Source organism: Actinoplanes missouriensis 431, assembly GCF_000284295.1.
Lineage (GTDB): Bacteria > Actinomycetota > Actinomycetes > Mycobacteriales > Micromonosporaceae > Actinoplanes > Actinoplanes missouriensis.
This window is the reverse complement of the sequence record NC_017093.1, coordinates 1,364,990-1,390,295: the sequence shown is the minus strand read 5'-3', so window position 1 is coordinate 1,390,295 and position 25,306 is coordinate 1,364,990. Positions and strand designations below refer to the sequence as shown.

At 70.5% G+C, this 25,306-nt stretch carries 24 protein-coding genes; 14 read left to right on the top strand and 10 right to left on the bottom strand.

Features of this window, described 5'->3' with window-relative positions; all coding sequences use genetic code 11:
• Position 1 precedes the first annotated feature (1 nt).
• Positions 2–1,747 (bottom strand): glycoside hydrolase family 3 protein, encoded by a 1,746-nt coding sequence (locus AMIS_RS06575; protein ID WP_041829590.1) that lies wholly within the window; start codon positions 1,745–1,747, stop codon positions 2–4.
• 198 nt (positions 1,748–1,945) lie between these two features.
• A complete protein-coding gene (locus tag AMIS_RS06570; RefSeq protein ID WP_014441421.1) occupies positions 1,946–2,437 on the bottom strand; it encodes a DUF3145 domain-containing protein in 492 nt (163 codons plus the stop codon).
• 243 nt (positions 2,438–2,680) lie between these two features.
• Between AMIS_RS06570 and AMIS_RS06565 the strand changes: the two genes are divergently transcribed.
• Positions 2,681–3,007 (top strand): hypothetical protein, encoded by a 327-nt coding sequence (locus tag AMIS_RS06565; RefSeq protein ID WP_014441420.1) that lies wholly within the window; start codon positions 2,681–2,683, stop codon positions 3,005–3,007.
• 116 nt (positions 3,008–3,123) lie between these two features.
• On the opposite strand, the gene AMIS_RS06560 is transcribed toward AMIS_RS06565, so the two are convergent.
• Positions 3,124–3,732, bottom strand: coding sequence for a carbonic anhydrase (locus AMIS_RS06560; RefSeq protein ID WP_014441419.1), 609 nt, complete (start codon positions 3,730–3,732; stop codon positions 3,124–3,126).
• A 170-nt stretch (positions 3,733–3,902) separates the two neighbouring features.
• On the opposite strand from AMIS_RS06560, the gene AMIS_RS06555 reads away from it, so the two are divergent.
• Positions 3,903–4,859 carry an alpha/beta fold hydrolase gene (locus AMIS_RS06555; protein ID WP_014441418.1) on the top strand — a complete coding sequence of 319 codons (957 nt, stop codon included), beginning with the start codon at positions 3,903–3,905 and terminating at the stop codon, positions 4,857–4,859.
• Positions 4,860–5,077: 218 nt separating this feature from the next.
• A complete protein-coding gene (locus AMIS_RS06550; protein ID WP_041829589.1) occupies positions 5,078–7,198 on the top strand; it encodes a HelD family protein in 2,121 nt (706 codons plus the stop codon).
• Positions 7,199–7,252: 54 nt separating this feature from the next.
• Here AMIS_RS06550 and AMIS_RS06545 read toward each other — a convergent pair whose 3' ends face one another.
• The gene (locus AMIS_RS06545; RefSeq protein WP_014441416.1) at positions 7,253–8,182 is read right to left on the bottom strand and encodes an SMP-30/gluconolactonase/LRE family protein; all 930 of its coding nucleotides are present in this window, start codon (positions 8,180–8,182) and stop codon (positions 7,253–7,255) included.
• A gap of 133 nt (positions 8,183–8,315) precedes the next feature.
• Between AMIS_RS06545 and AMIS_RS06540 the strand changes: the two genes are divergently transcribed.
• The 4 genes from AMIS_RS06540 to surE are packed head-to-tail and all read left to right on the top strand — an operon-like array spanning position 8,316 to position 11,444.
• Positions 8,316–9,230 carry a cation diffusion facilitator family transporter gene (locus AMIS_RS06540; protein ID WP_041829588.1) on the top strand — a complete coding sequence of 305 codons (915 nt, stop codon included), beginning with the start codon at positions 8,316–8,318 and terminating at the stop codon, positions 9,228–9,230.
• Between the two features lie 39 nt (positions 9,231–9,269).
• Positions 9,270–9,581, top strand: coding sequence for a hypothetical protein (locus tag AMIS_RS06535; protein ID WP_014441414.1), 312 nt, complete (start codon positions 9,270–9,272; stop codon positions 9,579–9,581).
• A 55-nt stretch (positions 9,582–9,636) separates the two neighbouring features.
• A complete protein-coding gene (locus tag AMIS_RS06530) occupies positions 9,637–10,581 on the top strand; it encodes a 1-phosphofructokinase family hexose kinase (RefSeq protein ID WP_014441413.1) in 945 nt (314 codons plus the stop codon).
• On the top strand, positions 10,578–11,444 hold the full coding sequence (gene surE / locus AMIS_RS06525) for a 5'/3'-nucleotidase SurE (protein WP_041829587.1): 867 nt from the start codon (positions 10,578–10,580) through the stop codon (positions 11,442–11,444). Before AMIS_RS06530 ends, surE begins: the two co-directional genes overlap by 4 nt.
• A 2-nt stretch (positions 11,445–11,446) precedes the next feature.
• Here surE and AMIS_RS06520 read toward each other — a convergent pair whose 3' ends face one another.
• A complete protein-coding gene (locus tag AMIS_RS06520; protein ID WP_014441411.1) occupies positions 11,447–11,791 on the bottom strand; it encodes an STAS domain-containing protein in 345 nt (114 codons plus the stop codon).
• Between the two features lie 298 nt (positions 11,792–12,089).
• Between AMIS_RS06520 and AMIS_RS06515 the strand changes: the two genes are divergently transcribed.
• The 3 genes from AMIS_RS06515 to AMIS_RS06505 all read left to right on the top strand — a co-directional run bounded on the left by AMIS_RS06515 (position 12,090) and on the right by AMIS_RS06505 (position 14,848).
• On the top strand, positions 12,090–12,482 hold the full coding sequence (locus AMIS_RS06515) for a hypothetical protein (RefSeq protein ID WP_014441410.1): 393 nt from the start codon (positions 12,090–12,092) through the stop codon (positions 12,480–12,482).
• 234 nt (positions 12,483–12,716) lie between these two features.
• Complete coding sequence (locus tag AMIS_RS06510) at positions 12,717–14,159, top strand: serine/threonine-protein kinase (RefSeq protein ID WP_014441409.1); 1,443 nt, start codon at positions 12,717–12,719, stop codon at positions 14,157–14,159.
• 71 nt (positions 14,160–14,230) lie between these two features.
• A complete protein-coding gene (locus AMIS_RS06505) occupies positions 14,231–14,848 on the top strand; it encodes a hypothetical protein (RefSeq protein WP_157434751.1) in 618 nt (205 codons plus the stop codon).
• 54 nt (positions 14,849–14,902) lie between these two features.
• Here the strand turns inward: AMIS_RS06505 and AMIS_RS06500 are convergent, their stop codons facing one another.
• From AMIS_RS06500 to AMIS_RS06490, 3 genes are all read right to left on the bottom strand, one after another.
• A complete protein-coding gene (locus AMIS_RS06500) occupies positions 14,903–16,693 on the bottom strand; it encodes a bifunctional metallophosphatase/5'-nucleotidase (RefSeq protein ID WP_014441407.1) in 1,791 nt (596 codons plus the stop codon).
• A gap of 59 nt (positions 16,694–16,752) precedes the next feature.
• Entirely contained in the window at positions 16,753–18,396 is a 1,644-nt protein-coding gene (gene argS, locus AMIS_RS06495) for an arginine--tRNA ligase (RefSeq protein WP_014441406.1), read from the bottom strand.
• A 227-nt stretch (positions 18,397–18,623) separates the two neighbouring features.
• Positions 18,624–19,859 carry an MFS transporter gene (locus tag AMIS_RS06490; protein WP_014441405.1) on the bottom strand — a complete coding sequence of 412 codons (1,236 nt, stop codon included), beginning with the start codon at positions 19,857–19,859 and terminating at the stop codon, positions 18,624–18,626.
• 45 nt (positions 19,860–19,904) lie between these two features.
• Between AMIS_RS06490 and AMIS_RS06485 the strand changes: the two genes are divergently transcribed.
• From AMIS_RS06485 to AMIS_RS06470, 4 genes are all read left to right on the top strand, one after another.
• Positions 19,905–20,348, top strand: a complete 444-nt coding sequence (locus AMIS_RS06485) for a protein-tyrosine phosphatase family protein (RefSeq protein ID WP_014441404.1) — start codon at positions 19,905–19,907, stop codon at positions 20,346–20,348.
• A gap of 201 nt (positions 20,349–20,549) precedes the next feature.
• Positions 20,550–20,852 (top strand): hypothetical protein, encoded by a 303-nt coding sequence (locus AMIS_RS06480; protein ID WP_014441403.1) that lies wholly within the window; start codon positions 20,550–20,552, stop codon positions 20,850–20,852.
• A complete protein-coding gene (locus tag AMIS_RS06475) occupies positions 20,849–21,829 on the top strand; it encodes a zeta toxin family protein (protein ID WP_014441402.1) in 981 nt (326 codons plus the stop codon). Before AMIS_RS06480 ends, AMIS_RS06475 begins: the two co-directional genes overlap by 4 nt.
• 54 nt (positions 21,830–21,883) lie before the next feature.
• The gene (locus AMIS_RS06470; RefSeq protein WP_014441401.1) at positions 21,884–22,990 is read left to right on the top strand and encodes a cobalamin biosynthesis protein CobQ; all 1,107 of its coding nucleotides are present in this window, start codon (positions 21,884–21,886) and stop codon (positions 22,988–22,990) included.
• 44 nt (positions 22,991–23,034) lie between these two features.
• Here AMIS_RS06470 and AMIS_RS06465 read toward each other — a convergent pair whose 3' ends face one another.
• Both AMIS_RS06465 and AMIS_RS06460 read right to left on the bottom strand, forming a co-directional pair.
• Entirely contained in the window at positions 23,035–23,514 is a 480-nt protein-coding gene (locus tag AMIS_RS06465; protein WP_014441400.1) for a DUF4913 domain-containing protein, read from the bottom strand.
• Positions 23,511–25,304, bottom strand: a complete 1,794-nt coding sequence (locus AMIS_RS06460) for a type IV secretory system conjugative DNA transfer family protein (protein ID WP_014441399.1) — start codon at positions 25,302–25,304, stop codon at positions 23,511–23,513. Before AMIS_RS06460 ends, AMIS_RS06465 begins: the two co-directional genes overlap by 4 nt.
• Positions 25,305–25,306: the final 2 nt, after the last annotated feature.

The following is a 25,306-nucleotide window of genomic DNA, read 5'->3' as shown; positions in this document are numbered from 1 at the left end:
GTTACTTCACGCAGGCGCTGCGCTTCAGGCCGGTCACCTCGATCGGCGACTTGCCGGGCGCCTTCGCCTTGCCCGCGATCACCGCGGCGAGCGCGGTCAGCGAGAGCTTGCTCGACGAGTACGTGGCGATCAGCGTCGGCGAGCGGGACAGGCTGAGCAGCGACGGCATGTCCATCATCACCGTGATCGCGGCGGAGTCGTCCAGGTCGACGGCGGTGTCCCCGTAGCCGACCAGGCGGATCTTCGCACCGCCGTCGGCCTGCACCTTCACGCCCGACTCCTGCAGGGCGCGGACCATGGTGACCCGGGCCAGCTCGCGCGACGCCGGGGCGGTGACCGTGACAGCGCCGTTGACCAGCGGGCCGGAGCACTTGCCGCGGAGGACGGTGATCGAGGCGGCGTCCAGCGCGCCGACCGAGCGGGCGTGCGCGGACGAGCCGACCACCTCGAGGTCCGGCTGGTTCCGGATCTCGGTGCGGAACTTCAGGGTGAGGATCCGGGTGACCGCCTCGACCAGTCGTTCCCGCTTGAGGCTGCCGCTTTTCAGACCGGCCAGGATGCCGTCCCGGGCGCCCGCGATGTCCGGCGGCATCAGCAGCATGTCGTTGCCCGCGTTGAGCGCGCGGACCGCGGCCTCGCCGGACGGCCACTTCTTCGCCGGCGCCATGTTCATCGCGTCGCTGATCGCGACCCCGGTGAACTTGAGGTCCTTGCGCAGGACGTCGGTCATGATCTTGTGGGAGAAGGTGGCGGCCGTGCCCTTGTCGACCGCCTCCAGGTCGAGGTGGCCGGACATCACGATGCCGGCCCCCGCCTCGACGCCGGACCGGAACGGCGGCAGGTCCTGCGTCTCCCACGCCTTGCGGCTCTGCTTGATCACCGGCAGCTCGTCGTGGCTGTCCCCGCTGGTGTGCCCGTGCCCCGGGAAGTGCTTGAGGGCGGCCGTGACGCCGGCGCCCTGCAGGCCGCGCACCGCGGCGGTGACCTGGGCGGCGTTCGCCTTGGCGTCCGAGCCGAACGAGCGGGAGCCGATCAGCCCGCCGCCTTTCGGCATGATCGTGTCGGCGACCGGTGCGAAGTCGACGGTGATCCCCATCGCGGCCAGCTCCTCGCCGGCCGCGCGCCATGCCACCTCGGTGAGGCTGGGCTGGCCGGCGGCGCCCGCGGCCATCGCCGACGGCAGCATGGTGACGCCCTCGGTGATCCGGGTGACCACGCCGTACTCCTGGTCGGTGCCGATCATCAAGGGCGCAGCGGCGGGCAGTTTCAGCGCCGCCTGCTGCAGGCCGCGGGTGAGCTCGCGGACCTGCTTGGGGTTCTCCACGTTCGTGGTCGGGTTGGTGTCGCCGGTCGGGTCGTCCGGGGTGAAACCGACCAGGATCAGGCCGCCCAGCTTGAACTTCTCGATCATCTCGGCAGGGGTGTTCACGCCGGCCAGCTGCTGGTTGCCGGCCTGGGCGCCCTTGTCGACGGAGGTGGCGTAACTGCCGTAGGCATACGGCATCAGCACCTGCCCGGCGAGGTCCTCGTCGCTGAGCCGGGTCACCACCTCGGCGGCCCGGGCGGCCGGGTCGGCATTGATCACCAGACCGGCGCTGGCCGACGGCTGAGCCTGCATCGAGGGCGACGCCTGCGGCGCCGCGGAGGTGGGTGCGGTCGGCGCCGGCTCATCGTTTCCGCATGCTCCGGACAACAACAGCAAGGGTACGGCCAGAGCGGCGCGGAGCACGTTTTTCACGCACGCCATCGAACCAGCTCATGGCGAGCGTCGCCACTTTATCCCGGAGAACCACCGGTAGCCGGTGTGTCATCAGTCGCGGTATTCGCCCGTTTACCCAGATGATGGCCGCCGGTGCGCCCGCCCTGGCGGGACGCGGCCAGCAGGGTCGCGCCGGCAGGCCGCCGCGGGCGGGGTCGCGCCGGCGGGGTCGCGCCGGCGGGATTATCAGCCGACCCGGGTGAGCAGTGTCACGGGAGCGCCGTCGCCGGCGTACCGATACGGCTCGAGCTCGGCGTCCCACGCGGTGCCGAGCGCCTTGTCCAGGGCGTGCGCCAGCGCCTCGGGCGCACGCGCCGAGGTCATGATGGCCCGCAGCCGGTCCTCGCCGATCTGGATGTCTCCAGAAGCGCCCATCACCCCATGGAAGAGGCCGCGCCCGGGGACGTGCATGAACCGCTCGCCGTCAAGGCCCGCGCTGGGCTCCTCGGTGACCTCGAAGCGGATCATGGGCCACTGCCGGAGGGCAGCAGCCAGCTCGGCACCAGTACCGGCTCGACCGGTCCAGCTGCACTCGGCTCGGCGCATGCTCGGATCGACCGGTTGCACGGTCCATTGCAGATTGACCGGCGCGGTCAGGACGCGCGCGATCGCCCACTCGACATGCTGGCACACGGCGAGTGGAGTCGAGTGGACGTATACGACGCCACACGTTGGCACGGTGACCTCCCGGAGACCGAGGTGCGTCTTCCCCTACGACCTCGACCGCGGTTGATCGTGTCCCATGATGCCGGGTGGTACGGATGGTGCGCCAGAGAATCCGCAACATCGACTATGGGACCTGCCGTAGTGGCATACCCAGTGCAACGCTGTTACCTGCTCCGACGGCACGGTTCGCCGGTCGTCGTGTAGGGTTGTCACGGCCTTTTTTCTCTTCACATGCTTTCCTCAAGGAGTACCGCCGTGGCGAGCAACACCTCAAAGACCGCCCGCGCATCAGTCCGCGCCGGCCAGAGCGCGTCCGGCGCGCTCAGCGTGCTCGGTGAGTACAAGTACCTCATCCCGCTCGCCAACGGCCGCTTCGCGTACGTGCGCAACCTGACCAACGGCAAGACCACCCACCTCAAGACCGACTCCGACGCTTTCGTCGAGGAGGTCCGGGTGCTGGCCGCCGCCGGTCACGGTGCCAAGATCCGTGCCGAGCTGACCGCTCTGCACACCGCCAGCCCGGAGCACGGCTGGGACGCCACCGAGAAGCGTCTCGCCGACGCCGGCGTCTTCGAGGGCTGACAACAGCCGTAAAAAGGCGCCTCCCGGTTTCGACCGGGAGGCGCCTTTTCGCACTTGCTGAAGATCAAGACAGGCTGAGCCTGCCGAAGATGAGGACAAGCCGAGCCTGCCGAAGATCAGGACAGGAACTCTACCCAGCCGCTGTCCAGGTCGTAGATCGCGCCCACCACGTTCAGGCGGCCGGCCGCGAGGGGCTCGGACAGGGTGTGCACCTTGCGTAGCCGCTCGGTGGTCCGGATGACGTGGGAACGGATCGCCTTCTCGGCGGCATCCTCGTCGTCCAGGCCGACCTCGCGCACCGCCGGGGCCAGCTGGTCGACCAGGTAACCCACCTCGTCGTCGGAGACCACGCCGTCGCGCAGCGCCTGGACCGTGGCGTTCACCGCGCCGCAGCGCTTGTGGCCGACCACGACCACCAGTGAGACGCCGAGCGAGGCGACCGCGAACCCGGCCGAGCCGATCAGCGAGCGGTCCAGCACGTGCGCGCCGGATCGGGCCACGCAGATCGAGCCGAACGACTGGTCGAAGATGGCCTCGAGGGGAACCCGCGAGTCGATGCAGCCGAGCACCAGCGAGTGCGGCTGCTGCCCGCCCGCGGTCGCTGCCGCCTGGGTCACGTCGTGGCCGTAACGGGGATTGCCGTACACGAAACGCTTGTTGCCCGTCACCAGCCTGCTCAGCGCTTCGGCAGGAGTGAGGATCTGGGCTTCTCGGATGGCCGCCATGAGGAGAATTTTCGCTGTTCAGGTCCACCGCGAAAGTGATTGCGAGGTAACTCACTGTCGGTGCTGAACCGGCCGAAAGTCTTGACGAAACATCCTGGTAATACACGAGATCGCGGGTGATGATTGTTTCCCGTGGGTACTACGGGGCCGTGACTTCCACGGAGGTGCCCATGCCCCAGCGTTCGGAGATCACCCTCGCCGACGGCGTCCGGCTGCACGTGAGCGTTTCCGGACCGGCCGACGCAGCGGTGACAGTCGTGCTGCTGCACGGCTGGTGCCTGGACCGGCGGACCTGGCGTGACCAGGTGGCGGCCCTCGGCGGGATGGGCGGCAAGGCTCCGCGCGTGATCGCCTACGACACCCGCGGGCACGGGCGGTCCGGGCACACCCGGCTCGGCTCGGCCACCCTCGACCAGCTCGGCGACGACCTGGCGGAGGTGCTGCGGCGGTTCGCGCCGACCGGCCCGGTGGTCCTCGCCGGGCACTCGATGGGCGGCATGACGATCATGGAGTTCGCGCACCGGCACCCCGAGGAGTTCTCGTCCCGGGTGGCGGGCCTGCTGCTGGTCTCCACCACGGCCGAGGGCCACACCCACACCCACTACGGCCTGCCTGCCCGCGTCGCGGGGCTGCTGCGCGCCGGTGAGACCCTCGGCGCGGGTGTGCTCGCCCGCTCCGGCGCCTGGCGCCCGCACCGGATGATGCTGCCGGCCCTGCGCCCGGCCATCCAGTGGCTGCTCTTCGGCGACGACTGCGCCGAGGCCGCCCTCAAGGTGACGATGGGCGGCATCGGCCGGGCCTCGCTGCGCTCGATCGGAGGCTTCCGTGAGTCGGTCGGCGCCCAGCAGCGGCTGGACACCCTCGCCGCGCTCGGCGGCGTGCCGGCCACGGTCATGGTCGGCGACCGGGACCGGCTGACCCCGCCGGCCTGCGCCGAGTCGATCGCCGACGCGCTGCCCGGCGCCCGGCTGGAGATCCTGCCCGGCGCCGGCCACATGCTGCCCCTGGAGCGGCCGGACGAGGTCTCCACGGCGCTCGTCACCATCGTCCGGCGGGCCGCGCGTGCGGCGAAACGCAGCCGCCGCGCCGCCGGGGAGGCCACCACCCGCTGCCGCCGGGCCGCTTAGTCGTTTCAGGAAAAGCCCCTCTCCCGCGCCCGGCGCCGGTGATCCTGAGAGATTCCGGCCATGGCCGGGGGAGGTGCGTTCGACGCGCTCCCGTGCGCAGGAGTAAGTTCGATTGCCCCCTTCGCGCAAGCGCTGGCGGTGCGCAGAGGTTTGCCCCCTTCGCGCGAAGCGGTTTCGTGCTGAGTGGTTGGGTGGGCATGAGAGGGAGAACGACCGACTTGAGCGACGCCACCGTCCTGCAACAGGAGATCGCGGTCGAGCAGGAGCACGTGGACCGGGTTTACGCCCGTCTCGACGAGCTCCGCCGGGACGCCTCCCGGGCCGAGAAGGAGGGCTACCGGCTGGCCGGCGTGGGCACGTTCGGCGCCCTCGTCGAGCGCGACGCGATGGTCTTCCACGCGGCCCGCCGCCGGCACGCCCTGGACACCGAGTACGAAGGGCTCGTCTTCGGCCGTCTCGACCTGAAGACCGAGGCCACCCACTACGTCGGCCGGATGGGCATCCGCGACGAGGACTCCAAGCCCCTGGTGGTGGACTGGCGCGCCCCGGCCGCCGCGGCGTTCTACCGGGCCACTCCGGCCGACCCGCTGGGCGTGGTGCGCCGCCGCATGATCCAGTCCAGCCGGGAGCGGGTCACCGGGATCGAGGACGACCTGCTCGACCCGGACGCCGCTCCTGCGGACATGCGGGTGGTCGGGGACGGCGCGCTGCTGGCCAGCCTGGCGAAAGCCACCGGCCGAGGCATGCGCGACATCGTCGCGACCATCCAGCGCGAGCAGGACGAGGCGATCCGCTCCCCCGCCTCCGGCGTCACGATCGTCACCGGCGGCCCGGGCACCGGCAAGACCGCGGTGGCCCTGCACCGCGCGGCGTACCTGCTCTACTCGGACCGCAGCCGGTTCGCCGGCGGTGGCATCCTGGTGGTCGGCCCGTCCGGGGTCTTCGTGGAGTACATCGCGACCGTGCTGCCCTCGCTCGGCGAGGAGACGGCGACGCTGCGCTCGCTCGGGTCGCTGGTGCCCGGCTACGACGCCACCCGGGTCGACGCCGGCGACGTCGCGGCGATCAAGGGGTCGCTGCGGATGCGGCGCGTGCTCGAGCGTGCCTCGCACGACGCCGTGCCGAACGGACCGTCCGAGCTGCGCCTGCTCTACCGGGGAACGCTGCTGCGGCTGGACTCCGCGGCGCTCGACAAGATCCGGCGGCAGGCGCTGCCGCGGGGCGCGCGCCGCAACGAGGTTCGCGGGCACGGCTTCGACCGGGTCTTCGACGCGCTCTGGGCGCAGGCTCGCGACCACAAGGTCACCGGCCTGCCGGAGAAGCGCGAGTTCGAGGCGGAACTGGCCGACCGCAACGACTTCCGGGAGTTCCTCAAGGCGTGGTGGCCGCGGTTCACCCCGATGCGGGTGCTGCGCTGGCTGGCCGATCCGGGACGGCTCCGGGCGTACGCCACGGGCGTCCTCTCCCGGGACGAGATCGCGACGCTGCAGGGCTCGTTCGACGCGCTGGACGCCGAGGGACCGACGATCGCTGACGTCGCGCTGCTGGACGAGCTGGACGAGCTGATGGGCCGGCCGCGCAAGCCTGCCAAGAAGTCCAAGAACCCGTTCCACGTCCGGGACGGGATCCAGGAGGTCAGCACGTACGCGGATCGTCAGGCGGCGGCCCGCGCGCAGCAGGTGCAGCGCGAGGAGGACTACCGGGAGTACGCGCACATCGTGGTGGACGAGTCCCAGGACGTGTCCCCGATGCAGTGGCGGATGATCGGGCGCCGGGGGTCGTACGCGTCCTGGACGATCGTCGGTGACCCGGCGCAGACCGCCTGGTCGGGTGACCCGGAGGAGCTGGACCGGGCCCGGGACCGCGCGCTCGGCTCGCGCAAACGCGCCAGCTACGCGCTGACCACGAACTACCGGAACTCGTCGGAGATCTTCGCGGTGGCCGCGTCGGTGATCCGCAAGATCATGCCGGATCTGCCGCTGCCGTCGGCGGTCCGCAGCACCGGTGTCGACCCGGCCGACGTGGTGACCACCGTGACCGCGCTGCCCGAGGCGGTCCGGGAGCTGACCGAGAAACAGCTCGCCGAGGTGGACGGCACGATCGGCGTGATCATGCCGGTGCCGCGCCGGGACGAGGTGGCCGGCTGGGTGGCCGGGCTGCCGGAGCGGGTGCAGGTGGTGACCGCGCTGGAGGCCAAGGGCATGGAGTACGACGCCGTCGTGCTGGTCGAGCCGGCGCAGATCGCAGTCGACCGGGCCGGGATCCGCACCCTGTACGTGGCGCTGTCGCGGGCGACGCAACGGCTCACCACGGTGGGCACGAATCCCGGCTGGCTGTAGGCACTGTTCCGCAAGGGGAGCTCCGGCCCCCTTGCGGAGCAGTGCCAGGTCCGGCTACGGGATCGGGACGGCGACCGCGTTGTACGTGGTCTCCGGCGTCGGCGGCGTGGTGAATCGGGCGTTCGGCAGGTAGAACCGCTTGCCGAACTCCGCGATCGTGGTCGGCACGTCGAACGCCGGGTTCGACGTCCGGGAGACCACGGTCCCGGCGGTGCCCCGGCGGTTGAGTTCCACCTCGGCGATCACGTTGAGCCGGTTCTGCACCGCGTACAGGGTCCGGCCGCGCAGCCAGAGGCCGTCACCGTTGACGAGCGTCTCGGACAGGCCCAGGTCGATCTTGGTGGCCACGCCGGAGAACGACACCCGGAACAGCGAGCCGGTGTTCGACTGCACGATGATCAGCGCGCGGCGGTCCGGCGTCGTGCTGATGCCGTTCGCGTTGTTCCCCTCGGCCAGCACGAAGTCGCCGGTGATCGGCACCCGGACGGCCTCGGCGGGCAGCGCGCCGTGCCGGCCGAACGGCAGCTTGAACAGCACGGCGTTGCGGGAGTCGGTGAACCAGGCCGCGTCGCGGGTGACGATCACGTCGTTGATGAACGCCGTGGCGCCGACCGGCTGGAGCCGGTAGGACTTCAGGATCTCGCCGGTGCGCACGTCGAGAACCCGGGCGTCACCACCGGCGCCACCGGCCACGAAGAGCCGGTTCTTGTCGATCTTGAGGCCGAGCGACGCGGTGCCGGGGCCCTCGCTGATCGTGCGTCCGGCGCCGGTACGCAGGTCTGCCCGGTAGATGTCACCGTCGACGCGGGAGCCGAAGTAGGCGTACGGCTTCGTCCCGATGGCGATGCCTTCGGGCTGGAATCCGCTCGGCAGGGTGATTGTGGCGGGCAATGGATGGGACTTGGCCGCCTCGGCGGGCGCGGCGGCTACGGTCACCGCGAGGGCGGTGCCGAGAAGAGCGTTCGCAAGGGTACGGCGAAGCACAAATACTTCCTTTCCAATGCGGACGGGTCATTGGTGATTCCAACCCGTAGTCGCCTCGGGCACAACCGATTGCACATATTGCAATGTGAACATATATTGGCGACGGCCCGCGGGACGACGGAAGGTAGAAAACATGGGAGCCGGCCACGACCACGGCGTATCGGTCCTGCATGGCGGGGCACGTCACCGCAGATCACTCTGGTGGGCGGCAGCACTGCTGACCGTGGTGATGGTCGGCGAGGCGATCGCGGCCGGTCTCACCGGCTCGCTCGCGCTTCTCTCCGACGCCGGCCACATGTTCACCGACGTTCTGGCGATCGCCATGACGCTCGCCGCCATCACCGCGGCCGGGCGGGCCGGCAGCGACTCGGGCCGCACCTTCGGCCTCTACCGCCTGGAGGTGCTCGCCGCGCTCGCCAACGCCGCGCTGCTCACCGTGGTCGCCGGCTTCGTGCTGGTCCAGGCGGTGCGCCGGTTCACCGACCCTCCCGAGGTGCCGGGCGGGTGGATGCTGCTGGTCGCGGTCGGCGGCCTGCTCGCGAACCTGGTCGCCTTCGCGCTGCTGCGCTCGGGAGCCAAGGAGAACATCGGGGTCCGCGGGGCGTACCTGGAGGTGCTCGGCGACCTGCTCGGCTCGGTCGGGGTGATCGTGGCCGCTCTGGTCATCTGGTTCACCGGCTGGGCGTACGCGGACCCGATCGTCGCCGTGGTGGTGGCCCTGATGATCCTGCCCCGGACGTTCGCGCTGGGCCGGTCCGCGGTCCGGATCCTGGTCCAGGCCGCACCCGAGCATCTGGACATCACCGCCGTCCGCGAGCGGCTGGCCGCCGTGCCCGGCGTCTGTGACGTCCACGACCTGCACGTCTGGACCCTCACCTCGGGCATGGACGTGGCCTCCGCGCACCTGCGTCTCGACCCGGCGGCCGAGCTCGGCGCGGTGCTGACCGTGGCCCGCGAGGCGCTGCACGCCGACTTCGCGATCGACCACGCGACGCTGCAGGTGGAGCCGGCCGGACCGAGCCGGCACTGTACGCCGACCGGCTGGTGAGGGTGGCGATCATCACACCCGGCGCGCGATGATCGATACATGTCGACGATCGTCATCCACCAGCCTCGCGTGATCTGGGATGCCGCCCGCGCGTTCGTCCGCGCCGCGGCGGGACCGGGGTACCACGTGTTCGCCTCCGAGGCGCACCACCTGCTCGGCCAGGAGATCTACGAAGCCCTGATGGACTCGCACGAATACCTGGCGACCGAGGCCGCCCGCACCGGCGGCGACCGGGGCGCCACCGACCTGGAAGCGGGTAAGTGGCGGGTGCGCCTTGAGGAGTTGCTGCACGCCCGTCCCGAGCTGATCGAGCCGGTTCGGGTGCTGACGCGGCGTGGCCTGGAGTTGTAAACGGGGCATCTGTTCTTTTTGCGATATGCCACGCCGGATGCGCGAAAAGATAACAATGCGAGACATGAGTGACGGCCGGGTCATGGTCTTCGCGCCGGCGCCCCAGCTGACGGTGACCATCGAACAACACCACGACGAGCCTGAGCTGCACGTCCATCCGGGCGGGCAGGGCATCTGGCAGACCCGGATGATCACGTCGCTGGGCGCGCACGTGACGCTCTGCGCCGCGGCCGGCGGCGAGGTCGGCCGGGTGCTCAGCCCGCTGCTCGCCGAGCTTCCCGGCGTGACGCTGCGGCTCGTCATGCGCGAGCACGGCAGCGGGTGGTATGTGCACGACCGCCGCGGCGGGACCCGTCAGGAGATCGCCGAGCGGCCGGGCACCCCGCTCTCCCGCCACGAGCTCGACGAGCTCTACAACCTGACCCTCGCCGAGGGCCTGCGGGCCGGGCTGGCGATCCTGAGCGGCCCGGCGCACCCGTCGGTCATCAAGCCGGAGGTCTACCGCCGGCTCGCCGCCGACCTGCGCAGCAACGGCTGCCAGGTGATCGCCGACCTGTGCAGCAAGCACCTGGCAGCGGTGCTGGAGGCAGGCATCTCGGTCCTGAAGATCAGCCACGAGGAGCTGATCGCGGACGGGACCGCGCCGGACGGCTCGACGCCCTCGCTGATCAAGGCGCTGCAGCACCTGCACGACCACGGCGCCGAGACGGTCCTGGTCTCCCGGGCCGACGAGGGCGCTCTCGCGCTGATCGACGGCGAGATCTTCAGCGTCGCGCTCCCCCGGCTCACTCCGGCCGAGCACCGGGGCGCCGGCGACTCGATGACAGCCGGCGTGGCCGCGGTCCTCGCGCACGGCGGCCCGATGGAGGAGGCCGTGCGCACCGGCGCGGCCGCGGGCGCCCTCAACGTCACCCGGCACGGACTCGGCACCGGCCACGTCGACGCGGTCCGCGTACTCACCGAACGAGTCGTCCTGACTCCGATGAAGAAGGCATCATGAGCGCGAAGCCGGGCAAACAACCCCCGATGAGAATCCTGATCACCAACGACGACGGCATCGAGGCGCCGGGCATCCGCTGGCTGGCCCGCGCCGTCGCACACGAGGGCTACGACGTGGTGGTGGCCGCGCCGCTGAGCGAATCCAGCGGCAGCAGCGCCGCGATGACCGCGGTGGTGCAAGAGGGCAAGATCATGTCAGAGCCGCGGGAACTGACCGGGGGAAAACACATTCCCGCGTACGGGGTGGCGGCGTCACCGGCGTACATCGTGCTCCTGGCCCTGCGCGAAGCGTTCGGCCCGCCGCCGGACCTGGTGCTCTCCGGGATCAACCGGGGGGCGAACGCGGGCGCCGCGGTGGTGCACTCCGGGACCGTGGGTGCCACCCTCACCGCCTCGCACGCCGGTCTGCGCGGCCTGGCCGTGTCGCTGGACGTGCTCACCCCGGCGGCCGCCTCCGCGGAGAGCGGCGGGGCCGCCATCGCCGCGCTGGACCGGATCGACGACGAGCAGCACCACTGGGGCAGCGGCGCCGACCTGGCCGTACGGATGATCCCGTCGTTGCTGCACACCCCGCCGGGGACGGTTTTCAACCTGAACGTCCCGGATCTGCACGTGGACGGCATCCGCGGCTTACGCCAGGCGCATCTGGCCCGGTTCGGTCAGGTGCAGATGAGCATCGCCGAGGCCGGCGAGGGTTTCGTCCGGACGGCCGTGCAGGCCGCCGAGGAGGAGTTGGAGCCCGGGAGCGACCTGGCGGCTCTCGCCGAGAACTTCGCCGTGGTCACCCCGATCCGGGCTCCGCACGAGGACACCGACATCAGGATCAACGTCGACGCCGTCCGCGTCCACGACCCGTCGTTGTGATCTCAGGCGGTGGTGACGGCTTCCTCATGGGGCTGTGGGTTGCCGAACAGGCCGAGCAGCCCGGTCACCCAGAGCTGCCGGTGCGCGAACCGGCTGGGCCGGGTTACGACGAGTTTCACACCACTGACCCCGGCGAGCTGGAACGCGGCCACGAGGGCGCTGATCCCCACCGAGTCGATGAAGGTCACGTGCTGCATGTTGAGCTCGATCCGGACCGGGCTGGCGTCCGCGAGTTGCGCGCCCACCGCTTCACGGATCTCGTACGCGTTCTCGACGTCGATCTCGCCTCGCGGCGAAACCTCGATGGCGCCGTTGGCCAGCGTCGACGTCGTTATCGACAGCGTCACGCCTCTTCCCTCCACCCGCCCAGCTCCTCCGGGCGTTGTTTCCTCTGTTCGCAGGTCGTCCAGGCACCGGCAAGCCGATGAACTCGCAGGCCAGGACCACCCTCGGAAAGTTCGGTGAATCTGACCGAAAGGTTAGGCCCCGAACCTGTCAGTCGCCTGAGTGGCCCGTGTGAACGAGGTCAACAGTACTGCGGACCGTCAAATCGTTTTGGAACCGTGATGCCGTCCACACCGGACGTTTGTCAGGCCTCGATCCGGGGCATGCTGGCTCGCAGGGGCCACCGCAGGAGGTAAAACCGTGTCGTGGAGCAGGAAGAACCGGGCAGAACGGACCGCCGAGCAAGCCTGGGAGTACCTCACGTCGGCGATGACGACCGCCGAGGAGGGTGCCGGCAAGGCCGGTCGCAAGAGCCGCACGATGGCCAAACAGGCTGCCAGCCAGGCCGGCGACCGGGTGAGCTCCGTCACAGACGAGGCGTGGTCCCGCGCGAACGCCGCCGCGAACGCGCTGGCCGGCCGCAAGCCGTCCCGCCCGTGGGGCCTGATCGCCGCGATCGGGCTGGTCGGCGTCGCTCTCGGCTGGGCCGCCGCGAGCACCGCCCGGGCCGCCCAGGAGCGGCAGGCGGAGAACGAGGAGCTGGAGCTCGCCGAGACCGCCGTCGTGGTCACCCCCACGTACGACGAGCGCTGAACGCCGGAGTGGTTTCGCACACACCCACTGTCGTACCGTAGGAGCGCGGTACGCCGGTGGGTGAGCGCCGCGTGCCCGGACACGCGGGAGACGCTGGGCGAAACATCCATATCGAGGACCCCGCGCCAGCCTTTGCTGACCTCCCGCTGATTGGCGGAGATCTGTACAGTTGAGCGGCATTCGGCTTCCTCCCGCGGCACCCTCACAGGCCGCCTGATAGATAAGGTCCCACTGGTGCTCAGTGCCGGAGATCTCCTGGACAACCGGTACCGGTTGGACGATCGCATCGCGACCGGCGGGATGGGTGACGTCTGGCGCGGCACTGACGTGGTGCTCGGCCGCACCGTCGCCGTGAAGGTGCTGCGCACCGCGATGCTCGAGGACCCGGAGTTCGCCACCCGGTTCTACGGCGAGGCCCGGATGATGGCCACGTTCCGGCACCCGGGTGTGGTCGAGGTCTACGACTACGCGAGCGACGGCGACTACTCCGGCCCGGAGAAGGTCGCCTACCTGGTGATGGCGTTCGTCGAGGGCGAGCCGCTCTCCAACCGGGTGAAAGAGGGACCGATCCCGGTCACCGAGACCCTGTCGATCGTGGCGCAGGCCGCCGACGCGCTGCACGCCGCGCACCAGGCCGGCATCGTGCACCGCGACATCAAGCCCGGCAACCTGATCGTGAAACCGACCGGCGCGGTCATCCTGATCGACTTCGGCGTCGCCCGGTCGAACGCGCTGACCAGCGTCACCGGCCTCAACGCGATCGTCGGCACCGCTCTCTACATGGCGCCCGAGCAGGTCGCCAAGGGTGACCTGACGCCGGCCACCGATGTGTACGCGCTGGGCGCCGTCGCGTACCACTGCATCGCCGGTCACCCGCCGTTCGACGGGGAGAACGCGCTGCAGGTGGCGCTGCGTCACCTGGAGGACGAGCCGCCGCCCCTGCCCGACCACGTGCCGTTCGAGGTCCAGCAGCTGATCGCCCGCGCGATGGCGAAACAGCCGGCCGACCGGTTCCAGAGCGCTGCCGAGTTCGCCGAGGCGGCGTTCGCGGCGGCCGGCCCGCTGGACTGGAAACGGCTGACCGGCACGTCGATGGTCGCACCGCTCAGCCCGGCGGCGCCGACCCGTGCGGTGCCCCGCCCGCGTGACTTCCCGCCGCAGATGCCGGTCTCCCCGGCGCCGCGGCAGGTTCCGGTGGCGGCCTCCCGGTCGTCGCAGCCGCTCGCCCAGCGCGGTCTGATGATCGCGATCCTGGCGCTCTTCGCGGTGGCCGGCGGACTCGGACTGATCTTCGTGCTCAACCAGGGCGACGACAAGGAGCCGGTCACCTCGCCCACCCAGCAGAACGAGCAGATCAACGAAGAGGTGCTCCCGCCGCCGGTGAGCGAGGAGGCGGAGCCGTCCACCGAGGTGACCTCCCGCAAGCCGGTGAAGCAGCGCCCGCGGAGCGCGTCGGCGAGCCCGTCGCCGTCGTTGTCGTCCACCTCGCCCTCGCCTGCGGTCTCCACGACGCCGCCGACGACCGAGCCGACGACGAAGGCGCCCACCACCCCGGCCACCACGGAGCCGACGACCGAGCCGACCATCACCACGACGCCGCCCAAGGAACCCGAAGAGCCCGACCCCGGGACCACGACCACCACGCCGACCGGGGCGGGCGGGGGCGCAACCCCATAATCCTCAACTCGTGAGGGTGGGGGCCGATGAGCGGGGCGGTAGCAACCGTCCCGCTACCGGGAAGGTCCCCGATGACACTCCAGAACCCGGACGCTCCGCCGTGGGCGATCTCGCCCGACCCGGCGCCGCCGGCCGCGCCGGACCCGGCCACGCTGCCGTTCGGCGGGGTGGTCCCGCCGTACGGCTCACCCCAGAACAAGCACGGCCAGCTACTGGTCCGGTTCCCCGGTGAGGTGCACGGCTCGGCCCGCCCGCTGGCGCCGTCCTGGCGTCCGGTGGTGTTCTGGACGTTCTTCCTCAGCGTGCTCGGTGTCATCGCGGCGATGCGGCGGTCCGGGCGGGCCCGCCGGTACGGCCGGGAGCGAGCCCCGTACTGGATCGCCTTCGGTGTGACGGTGGTGGCGGGCGCGGCATTCTGGTCGGCGCTCGGTTACAGCGTGGCGCTGCCCGCGTACCGGCACGTCCAGGAGACGAAGGTGACCACGGCGCTGGAGGACACCGTCCTGGACGACGGCCGGATCGCGAAGCTGGTCGGCGCGCCCGTCACGAACCCGCGGTGCACCCCGTCCGGCGATCGGGGCTCGGATGGTCTGCGCACCTACGCCTGCCGGTTCACGCTTGTCGCCGGCGGGGAGACCTCGGTGTTCGTGGAGGCCGATCGCAACGGCCACTGGGAGCTGGGCGACTGACCCGGGCGAGGCCGTGAGACAGCCCCGCCCGGAGACAGCCCCGCCCGGAGACGGTCAGAACGTGATCGGCACGCCCGCGCGGACGAGCTGCCAGTTCTTCACGAAGAAGTCGGCCGGGTTGATCGAGCCCTTGGCCTGCGCCCAGTCGATCAGGAGCTGACGGATCTCCTGCTGCGCGTTGTAGACCTGGGTCTTCACGATGCCGGGGAAGCTGCCGCCGCCGGAGCGCCGGTAGTTGTTCACCGCCACCACGAACTGCGCGTCGGCCGCGACGTCCACGCCGGCGATCTGCAGGCGGGTGATCCGGCTGCCGACCGGCTTGCTGATGTCGATGTCGTAGTCGACGCCGGAGATCACGTCGTAGTTGTAGTCCGGCACCGACGGGTCGCTGATCGTCTCGGTGTTCACCGGAGCGTCCGGCGCCAGCGTGACGAAGTACTTCGCCGAGTACTCCAGGTAGGCCTTCACCTCAAGCCCGGTCAGCACGACCGCTTCCAGGGTGTTGTCGTAGATGTAGAGCCCGGCGACGTCCTTGATCTTCACGTCGCCCTGCGGGAACACCGCGGTCCGGCTGAACGGCGCCGCGATCGACAGGACCGGCAGCGACGCGTACGACGTGCCAGCGAGAGCCGCCGTGACGGTGTCGGTCTGCACCTTGTTGATGTAATCGAGGATCGGGGTGTCCTCGTACCGCGACGACTCCGCGGAGAGCGTCTCGGTGGAGGTGGCGACGACCTGGTTCACGTACGCCACGGTCTTCTCGTGCTGTTTGCGGACGACCGCGAGAACCTTCGGATCGGCCTCGACCGTGTTGGTGTTGAGCATGGTGGCGGCGCTCGTCGTGATCGTCCAGCGGCCCCGGTCGCGAACGATGTCGAAGTCCATCTTGGTGAGGCGCTGGCCCCACTTCGACGGCTCGGAGAGCAGCACCTGCTTGCCGGTCTTCAGGTTGGTGACGAACCGCTGCGGCACCTCCCGGTGCGCGTGTCCGAAGAGGATCGCGTCGATGCCGGGCACCTGCTCGGCGATGAGCGCGGTCGGGTTCTCGTTGGGCAGCTCGTCGCCGTAGCTGGAGGTGCCGCTGTCGCCGCCGTGCGCCGAGATCAGCACGACGTCCGCGCCGCGGGCCCGCATGATCGGCACCCACTTGGCCGCCGAGGCGATCATGTCAGTGAACTTGATCTTGCCTTCGACGTTCGCCCGGTCCCAGATCGTCGAGCCCGGGTTGGTGAGGCCCAGGATGCCGACGCGCAGCGTCGGCGCGTGCCTGCCGAGGGAGACCTTCTTGATGATGTACGGGGTGAACGCCGGCTTGCCGGTCTTCACGCTTATCGCGTTCGCCGCGAGGGCCGGGAAGCCGAGCTGGCGGATCCAGAGGTTCAGCAGCGGCAGGCCGTAGTTGAACTCGTGGTTGCCGAGCGTCACCGCGTCGTAGTCCAGCACGTTCATGGCGCGGGCCATCGGGTGCTTCTCACCGGTCGCGGTGATCGGCTCCTGCTTGGCGTAGTACGTGGCGAGCGGCGTGCCCTGGATCGTGTCACCGGCGTCCAGGACCAGGACCGGGCCGGTCGCCTCCTTGCGCAGCTTGGTGACGAGCGCGGCCAGCTTGGCCACGCCGATGTCGTTGTGCGCGCTGTCGTCGTACTCCGCGTCCTTGTAGTAGTCCCAGTTGTAGACGTTGCCGTGCGTGTCGGACGTGCCGAGCACGGTCAGCCGGTAGGACTTCGGCGCGGAGGGCTTGTGGCCGCCGGCCTGTGCCGCTTCGGAGAAGACGAGCGGCGCGGCGACGGTCGCCGCGGAGGCGGCGAGCACGCTACGGCGCGATACGCCGGAGAGAAGGGTCATTCCCCGGACCCTAACGCTCGTTGGGGCGATCGGTCGATCGGTGTCGTGTTGCGCGAAGATCAAATTTCCTCCAACACCGGGATACCGAGCAGAAACATGCCGATGTGGAGGGTGTGCGCCACCAGATCGGCGAGGGTGAGCCGGCTCGCCCGTACCGCGGGCTCGGCCCGCAGCACCGGACACCGTTCGTAGAAACTCGAGAACGTCGCGGCGAGGTCGTGCAGGTAGGACGCGAGCCGGTGCGGTTCCCGGAGCTCCGCCGCGCTCCGCACGGCAGGCTCCCACCCGAGCAACGCAAGGCCGAGGGCACGTTCCGCCGGGTGATCAAGCAGAACCGGCCCGGGTACGGTGTCCGACCGCGCGAACAGTGACCGCACCCGGGCGTACGCGTACTGCAGGTAGGGCCCGGTGTTCCCGGTGGACGCCAGCATCCGGTCGACGTCGAAGACGTAGTCGCCGCGCCGGTCACCGGAGAGGTCCGCGTACTTGATCGCGGCGAGCCCGATCTCCGGCGCCGAGGCTCGGGCCACCGCCTCGTCGAGCAGGGCGGCCAGCTTGATCGTCTCCCCGGCCCGGGTCTTCAGCATCTTCCCGTCGGCGCCGAGGACCGAGCCGAACCCGATGTGCTCGGCGCTGACCGATTCCGGCAGCCAGCCGGCCGCGCGGGCCAGCGCGAAGACCATCTGGAAATGCGCCCGCTGCGGCGACCCGACGACGTAGAGCAGCTCGGTCGCGCCGAGGTCCCGGACCCGGTGGCGCAGGGCCGCGAGGTCGGTCGCCGCGTACCCGAAACCGCCGTCGGCCTTGCGCACGATCAGCGGCGTGGGCGTCTGGTCCCGGCCGGTGAAGCCGGCCGGGAACGCGCAGAGAGCGCCGTCGCTCTCGACCAGTAGACCGGCCCGATCCAGATCGGACACCACGTCGGCGAGCGCGTCCTGATAGCTGCTCTCCCCCGCGAAGTCGTCCGGGCCGAGGGCGACGCCCAGCCTGTCGTAGACGGCGAGGAACGCCTGCTCGGAGCGCTCCACGAGCCGCCGCCACAGCACGCGGGTGGCCGGGTCGCCGGACTGCAGCGCCACCACCCGCAGCCGGGCCCGGGTCCGGAACTCCTCGCTCGCCTCGAACTCGGCCCGCGCCGCGCGATAGAAAGCGGTCAGGTCGCCCAGTGAATGCTCGCCCTCGGCGCCTTCCGAGATCAGGTGCTCGATGAGCATCCCGAACGGCGTGCCCCAGTCGCCGAGGTGATTGACCCGCAGCACCTCGTGCCCCTGCCACTGAAGGATCCGGGCCAGCGCGTCCCCGATGATCGTCGACCGCAGGTGCCCGACGTGCATCTCCTTGGCGACGTTCGGCCCGGAGTAGTCGACGACGATCCGCCGCGGCTCCCCGGTCAGCGGGACACCCAGTCGCCGGTCGCCGGCCATCGCGTCGAGCGCCTCGGTGATGAAATGATCGGAGACGGTCAGGTTGAGGAAGCCGGGACCCGAGACGGCGATCTCGGCGAGACCGTCGAGGTCCGCCTTGGCGGCCACCTCGGCGGCGATGTCCCGGGGCGGGCGGCCCAGCGTGCGGGCCAGAGCGAGCGGCGCACCGGACTGAAAGTCGGCGTGCGGCGACACCCGGACGGCCGGGTCCATCCAGACGCCGGCGACCGCCTCGAGGGCAGGCGCAAGCCGGTCGGACAGGAGTGGTTCGAGATTCATTGGTCGGCCTCATCGATTCGTCAGGAAACGAAGGCGGGTCGACCGGCGACTCAGGGCGCTGCCGGCGGGTGACGACCCGCCGGGAATGCGCATGGCTTCAGCGGCGGTCCGAGGAACGCCGGCGTCGCACGCTGAAGCAGAACACGCACCGACGATACCGAGGCGCCCCCGCACCCGCGCGTGGATTTCCGGCGCGCCGCGCACCCGAACTCCACACGCGGGAGGGGTCAGGGCTCCTGGTGGGCGATTCTGGTCATCTGGGGCCAGAGCAGGATCAGGAAGACCGTGGAACCGGCGAAGGCCACCCAGAACGGCGCCGCGATGCCGTGATGCGTGGCCAGCACGCCACCGACGGCCGAGCCGACCACCAGGCCGCCGTAGACGCAGATCGTGTTCACGCTGTCCACCCGGCCCTGCAGGTGCTGCGGCACGGCGCGCTGGCGCACCACCCGTGACGTGGTGCCCCAGACGAAGGCGTGCGCCCCGAACACGAAGAAGACCGGCAGCGCGATCCACGGCGAGGTGGTGACGGCGAGGACCAGGTGCGTCAGGGTCTCGATGACCAGGCCGATCCGCATGATGTCGCCGAGGCTCAGGCGCGCGGTGAGCCAGCCGTAACAGGCCGTCCCGACGATGCCGCCCACCGCGGAGACCGTCGTGATGAGACCGAATCCGATCGCGCCGAGCCCCAGTTGCTCGCTGGCGTAGAGCACCAGCACCGACCAGGCCGCCCCGAACGTCAGGTTGAAGATCAAGATCGTCAGGCAGAGGGTACGCACGGCGGGGTGCCGGATCACCCAGTGGATCCCCTCGGCGATCTCGTGCCGTACGCCTCCCGGCTTCGCGGAGAGGGCGGCCGACCGGCCGTGCGGCGGAAGCGTGACCCGGGCGACGAGCAGCACCCCGGCGGCGACCAGCAGGGTCTCGGTGACGAACGGCCAGATCCGGCCACCGGCGAAGAGCACCGCGCCCAGCGACGGCCCGGCCAGCTGGTTGAGGGTGATGAAACCGGTCTGCAGGCGGGCGTTCGCGATCACCAGGTCGTCGCGGTGGACGAGCATCGGGGTGAGGGTCGCGGTGGTGTTGTCGGCGAAGACCTCGGCCGTCGCGATCAGTCCGAGTCCGATCAGCGCGCCGTGCACCGTGAGGTGTCCGGTGGCGAGCAGGCCGACGAGCGTGCCGAGCACGACGAGCCGCACCGCGTTGGCGATCAGCACGATCCGGCGGCGGTCGTACCGGTCGGACAGCACCCCGGCGTAAAGGCCGCAGACCAGCGGCGGCGCCCAGCCCAGCAGCGCGGCCAGCGAGATCAGGATCGGGTCACGGCTGAGCGAGGCGACGAGCAGCGGACCGGCGGCCGCGGCGATGCCGTCACCGAGGTTGGTGGTCCAGGAGGAGGCGAGCAGCCATCGAAAGCTGGTACCGAGCCGGGCGGGGAGGAAGGTCTCGACGATCGCGCTCACAAGGGGACCACCCTACGGGTCGCCGGCCCTGACTACGATCGGGAAATGGTCAGCGTCACGGTCGCGTGGGAGCCGTCCGGCGCCGGGGTGCTGCGGCTGCCGTCGGGGCGCCTGGTCCGGGGTCGTGGCCTGCGGGACGCCATGCCGTCCGGCCATCCGCCACAGGTCGGTGTCTATCTGCTCGGCTCACCGCCGCCCGAGTTCGGCTGGGAGAGCCACTGGGTGAGATGGCCGGATTTCCGGTTGCCGGGCGACCCCCCGTACCTGGAGAAGGTCTTGATCGAAAGCCTGCGCCGCAGCGAGGGTGAGCGGGTCGAGGTGGCCTGCGGCGGCGGTCGTGGACGGACCGGCACCGCGCTGGCCTGCCTCGCGGTGCTGGACGGGGTCCAGCCGCGCGAGGCAGTGGCATTCGTCAGGCGGAACTATCATCCCCGCGCGGTCGAGACGCCGTGGCAGCGGAGGTTCGTGGAGCGGTTCAGCCCGCGGTGACCGGGGGCCGCCGGACGGTGGAGTCGGCGACCAAGCCGGTCGTCGCTGTGGTAGCGGATCTCCGGGCCTGCCGTTCGCCCCGAGGAGGCAGGAAAGTCCTGTATAGACTGCCCATCCATAGGAAGATCAATGCTTGACGTCGTATCGGGCGGAATGGAGTCCTTTTCCGCCCCATGAGCTCAGGAAGTGGGGGAAAGGCTCATGGATACTCCGCAGGAACCATCGGTGTTGGCCGGGCTGCCGGCGTTCGACTGGGACAACGATCGGGCGGTGCGTTACGAGGTGGCGCAGGAGGCGATCGGCCAGGCCGTCGCCGCCTACACCGTGCTGATCAACCAAGCCGCCGAGCAGGGCGACGCCGCACGTGAGGCACAGCTCAGCGAGGCGCAGAAGGCCTGCATCGATGCGCGTAACGGCTTGAGCTCGGCCGATGCCACAGCCCTGGACGCCGTGGTGAGCCGGTACCGGACCCTGATCGCGGATTTGAGGGCCCAGGCGGCATGAGCGATATCGATCCGACTCGGTACCTGCTCAGCGAGGCCGACTCCAAGCTGATCTTCCAATCCCGGATCGTCCCGTCCGAACTGCTGAGGGCACCGTCGCAGCGGGATCCGGTGGTGGTGTTCGTCGCGGGCCAGCCGGGCGCCGGCAAGACACGTACCACCGAGGCGGTGAAGAACCACCTCGACCAGCGCGGTGGCGCCGCCGTGGTCAACAGCGACTTCTACAAGCCGTTCCATCCGGAGTACAGCCGCCTGCTCGCCGAGGACGACCGGAACGCCGCGCCCTACACCAGCATGGACGGCCGGCGCTGGATGGCGATGGCCGAGGAACACCTCATCGGCAAGCGGGCTGATGTGATCATCGAGACGACGATGCGGGACCCGGGCGACTTCGCCGAACCGGCCGCGATGTTCCGTGCACAGGGCTACCGGGTGGAAGCCGCGATCATGGCCGTGCCGGAGGCGTTGAGCCGGCTCGGCATCGTGCACCGCTATCACGACCAGGTGCAGGAACTCGGTCACGGCCGGCTCACCGCGCAGAGCAATCACGACGCCTCGTACCACGGGGTGGCCGCCGCGGCCCGGGCGATCGATCAGGACCGCATCGTCGATGCCGCCACCGTCTACCGCCGCGGTAACCAGGAGCTGATCACCAATCAGCTGACGGACGGCGGCAACTGGCGATGGCCGGACCGGTCGATCGCGCGAACCATCGACATCGAGCGCAACCGGCCCTGGACCGCCGAGGAGACCAGCGCGTTCACCAGGACGCTCGCCAAACTCGGACGGGAGATGGGCCCTGCCTGGCACGACGAGCTCGCCAGCATCGGCAAGCTCGCGCTGCCGTTCGCCACGCCCGAGAAGGGCGCCGCCCCGGCCACCGGACTGCCGGGTCCGCAGGCCACGCCGGCCGCGCCCCGGCGCTCCGTGCAGTCGGCGCCGACCCGTCCGCTGAAGGGCGACGACCAAAGTCGATGACCCGTGCCGGAACCATTTGATACCAGACCTGCCGATCACCGCGCCGGAGGCGACATGTCAGCGAACAACGGGGGCACCCCGCCGTGGGTGGAAGACACCGGAGCCGTGGAGACGATCTTTGCGAGGGAAGGCATTCCTGAGCAGCAGCCTGCTCCGGACGCCGAGACGACCCCGGTAGAAGCACCCGAGCCCGAACCCGTCCCGGCGAAGAAGAGCGCCAAGGCCGCCGTGCCCACACTGGACGATCTGCTCGCCGACCGCCCGGCACCGCCCACCGGTCCGGCCAAGGTCGGATGGCGGGCGGCCGTCCGGAGGGCCTCCGGCGGTGTGATCTCGCTCGGGCCCGGACCCGCCGAGATGCGTCACCGCACCGCGGTGGCCGCGGTACAGCGCAGCCTGAACGGTCCCAAGACCGTCGTGGTGGTCAACCCCAAGGGCGGCGCGTTCAAGACCACCACCACGCTGCTGATCGCCCGAACCCTGGGGATCTATCGGGGCGGCTACGTGCTGGGCTGGGACGACAACGAGACCCGCGGCACCATGGGCTGGCGAGCCAATCCCGCCCGGCACCACAACACGGCCGTCGACCTGCTGCGCGACCTCGACCGGTTCGCCGACGTCCGCAGCGCCCGCGTCGGCGACCTCGACAACTACGTGCGGTCGCAGGGCGACGCGCAGTTCGACGTGCTCGCCAGCGACGAGGACGCCGAGTCCTCCGCCAGCATCGACGCCGAGGCCTTCAACTCCCTGCACCGGACCCTGAGCCGGTTCTACCGGGTCATGGTGATCGACACCGGCAACAACATGCGGGCCAGCAACTGGGAGGCCGCCGTCGACGCGGCAGACCAGCTGGTGATCGTCTCCACCGTGCGTGAGGACACCTCGCAGAGTGCGGCATGGATGGCCGATTCGCTGAACAGCTCCGGCCGTGGCGATCTGGTCGCCAACGCCGTCACGGTCCTGGCCGACCCGGCCGCGACCGCTGACAAGGTGCTGCGGGCCCGGTTGCACCGCCACTTCGGGCAGCTCACCCGCGAGGTCATCGACGTTCCGTACGACCCCGCTCTGATCGCCGGCGGCCCGATCGCGTACGACGCGCTCTCCCCGGCCAGTCACGCTGCCTGGCTCCAGGTGACGGCGGCGGTCGCCGACGGGCTCTGACCCGCCGGCACCCGCGCCGGCTCCCCCGGCCTGCACACGAGGTGTCAGGCCGGGGGCGCCTTGTCCGCGAAGCGGGACAGCACGGCATCCGGTGCTGGTACCGCCGGCGCGGCCGGGATGGCATCGCTGTGCCGGTTCTTGTCGCACCTGCGGAACGGCCCGTCGTCACCGGTGAGGTCGGCCAGCGCAGGGGCGAAGTGGTCGCGGTACCAGACCGACATGCCGGTGCCCGGGTCCAGGCGCAGCACCTCCCAGGCCCGCCACAGCGATTCCATCCGGTCCAGCGCCAGCGGGTGCCCCCACCAGCGTGGACACCAGTTCAGCCCGTCGCCGCGCCCGACCTCGGTCCGGATCTTCAGGTCACCCAGTAACAGCACGAAGACGTCACGGACCCACTCGTCGACGTTCCGGTAGACCGGTTCCGCACCGTCGGCGACCATCGGGTCCGGCTCTTCACCCGGCCCGTCATGCTCGCCGCTGAGACGGGCCAGGACCTCGTCGAACCGCATGAGCGATTGGCTCATCGTGAGCTGCTCCCTTCACCGAACACGGAGTCGAGGTCCGCGGCGACGTTGAGGTCGAGATCCGGCACCGGTGCGAGCCCGGCGTCGTAGTGCTCGCCGGCCGGGTCGAAGCGGGCGAGCGAGTCCCGGATCGCCTGGGCGTGCGGCCCTTCCTGCCAGGGGATGCTGCGGCCCAGGACCACCGGGGCGCCGGAGGGAATCACGATGGTCCGGCCGAACGCCAGGGCGGCGAGCTCGGCGACGGTCAGGATCCGCTCCTTGCGGGTCTGCTGCGAGACCGACCGGCCGCTACGGCCGGTCGAGACCGAGCGGACCATCACGTCCCGATCGCCGATCAGCTCGGAGATCATGCGCAGGAACGTCGGGTCCTTGATGCCGCCGCTGTAGGTGACCACGTTCGTGGCGGCGAAGAGCGCTTCCATGCCCTCCTTGCCCCAGACCCCGACGCCCTGGGCGTAGTTCTGCAGCGCCGCCACGATGGGCAGGCCACGGCTGCCGTAGAAGCTGAACTGCTGGGGCAGCCGCTTGATCCGGACGATGTTGGCAACCTCGTCCAGGAACGAAGGGAGGGGCGGATCGAGGCGCCGCCCCGGCATCCGCATGGCGGCCCTGCTGCCCGCCTCGTGGACCGCGTCGACGAGCGCGGCGATCAGGGGCGCCGGTGATCCGGGACCACCCTCGCTGACCAGGTAAAGCGTGTCGGTGCTGACCACGAACTCTTCCGGCTTGAACTCGGGCAGGCCCGGCTGCGGGGTGACCCATCGCTGATAGCGGGGTTCCTGGAGGCAGACCAGCATCTCCTGGGCGGTGCCGTAGATCGAGCCCCGGAACTTGTCCGGCTTGTTGATGTTGCCCCACAGGGCGGAGGCGGGACTGGCCGGACCGCCGTGCCCGTGTTGCTCCAGCAACAGCGCCGGTTCATCGTCTCCGGGCTTGGTGGTCCAGTCGTAGACGTCGAGCAGAGTCCGGCCGGAGGCGGCCGCGGCCAGGATGAGGGTGGCGAGCAGCGCTTCGGCGTACAGATCCCACTCGTTCTTGCCGTCGGTGCGTTCGCCCGCTGAGAACGCCTCGGCGAGCCGCCGGGCGTCGGTGATCGACGTGACGGGCCGCAGGTAGTCGATCCAGAACTCCTGGTCGATGCCGCTGAGGCCCTGTGGATCGCCGATCCACACCTTGCCCTTGGTCTCCCGCACGCCGCGGGTCGCGTCCAGCACGTCCGGCTTGTTGCTCGTGCTGAGGACGGGACCGGGTGCTTCGACGATGCCCGGGATGATCCGGGTGGTGGTCTTGCCGCGGCGCGGGCCCGCCAGGTCGAGCCCGGTGGATTCCCAGTCCAGGCGCAACGGCGTACCGCTGGGCAGTGCCTCGCACAGGGGGATGCCGCTGTCGGCCGGGCTGATCGGCTCGGTGAGGCTGGGACGCAGCCGGGCCGCGCTCGCCCGGACCGCTTCGGGGGTGAGCCGATCGAGGTCACCGCGACGGGCCATGTGCCGGGCCTTGCGGTCGATCCTCGGGCGGCGGCCACGCAGCCGCCGCCACAGCAGCCACCCGGCGCCGGCCAGCGTGAGGAGCACGAGCAGCTCGGCGACGAGCACGAGCGTGCACTCGCCGGTCCACTGGACCTTGCCGGTGAACAGGCTCAGGACGGCGCCGACCGGGCCGGCGCCGTCGTAGCCGGGCGGGTCGGCGATCTGCAAGGGCACCCACACGCCGAGTACCGCGAGGCCGATCCCGCCGAAGAACAGGGCGGCCTGCTCACCGCTGCCGCTGGACGGTCCACTGCGTGCCATCG

Excerpts from the sequence above, each read along its gene's own strand:
- AMIS_RS06575 (WP_041829590.1), bottom strand. The coding sequence starts at position 1,747 with ATGGCGTGCGTGAAAAACGTGCTCCGCGCCGCTCTGGCCGTACCCTTG.
- AMIS_RS06500 (WP_014441407.1), bottom strand. The coding sequence starts at position 16,693 with ATGACCCTTCTCTCCGGCGTATCGCGCCGTAGCGTGCTCGCCGCCTCC.
- AMIS_RS06505 (WP_157434751.1), top strand. The coding sequence starts at position 14,231 with ATGACACTCCAGAACCCGGACGCTCCGCCGTGGGCGATCTCGCCCGAC.
- AMIS_RS06460 (WP_014441399.1), bottom strand. The coding sequence starts at position 25,304 with ATGGCACGCAGTGGACCGTCCAGCGGCAGCGGTGAGCAGGCCGCCCTG.
- AMIS_RS06485 (WP_014441404.1), top strand. The coding sequence starts at position 19,905 with ATGGTCAGCGTCACGGTCGCGTGGGAGCCGTCCGGCGCCGGGGTGCTG.
- AMIS_RS06540 (WP_041829588.1), top strand. The coding sequence starts at position 8,316 with ATGGGAGCCGGCCACGACCACGGCGTATCGGTCCTGCATGGCGGGGCA.
- AMIS_RS06465 (WP_014441400.1), bottom strand. The coding sequence starts at position 23,514 with ATGAGCCAATCGCTCATGCGGTTCGACGAGGTCCTGGCCCGTCTCAGC.
- AMIS_RS06535 (WP_014441414.1), top strand. The coding sequence starts at position 9,270 with ATGTCGACGATCGTCATCCACCAGCCTCGCGTGATCTGGGATGCCGCC.
- AMIS_RS06530 (WP_014441413.1), top strand. The coding sequence starts at position 9,637 with ATGCGAGACATGAGTGACGGCCGGGTCATGGTCTTCGCGCCGGCGCCC.
- AMIS_RS06560 (WP_014441419.1), bottom strand. The coding sequence starts at position 3,732 with ATGGCGGCCATCCGAGAAGCCCAGATCCTCACTCCTGCCGAAGCGCTG.
- AMIS_RS06470 (WP_014441401.1), top strand. The coding sequence starts at position 21,884 with ATGTCAGCGAACAACGGGGGCACCCCGCCGTGGGTGGAAGACACCGGA.
- surE (WP_041829587.1), top strand. The coding sequence starts at position 10,578 with ATGAGCGCGAAGCCGGGCAAACAACCCCCGATGAGAATCCTGATCACC.
- AMIS_RS06555 (WP_014441418.1), top strand. The coding sequence starts at position 3,903 with ATGCCCCAGCGTTCGGAGATCACCCTCGCCGACGGCGTCCGGCTGCAC.
- AMIS_RS06480 (WP_014441403.1), top strand. The coding sequence starts at position 20,550 with ATGGATACTCCGCAGGAACCATCGGTGTTGGCCGGGCTGCCGGCGTTC.
- AMIS_RS06475 (WP_014441402.1), top strand. The coding sequence starts at position 20,849 with ATGAGCGATATCGATCCGACTCGGTACCTGCTCAGCGAGGCCGACTCC.
- argS (WP_014441406.1), bottom strand. The coding sequence starts at position 18,396 with ATGAATCTCGAACCACTCCTGTCCGACCGGCTTGCGCCTGCCCTCGAG.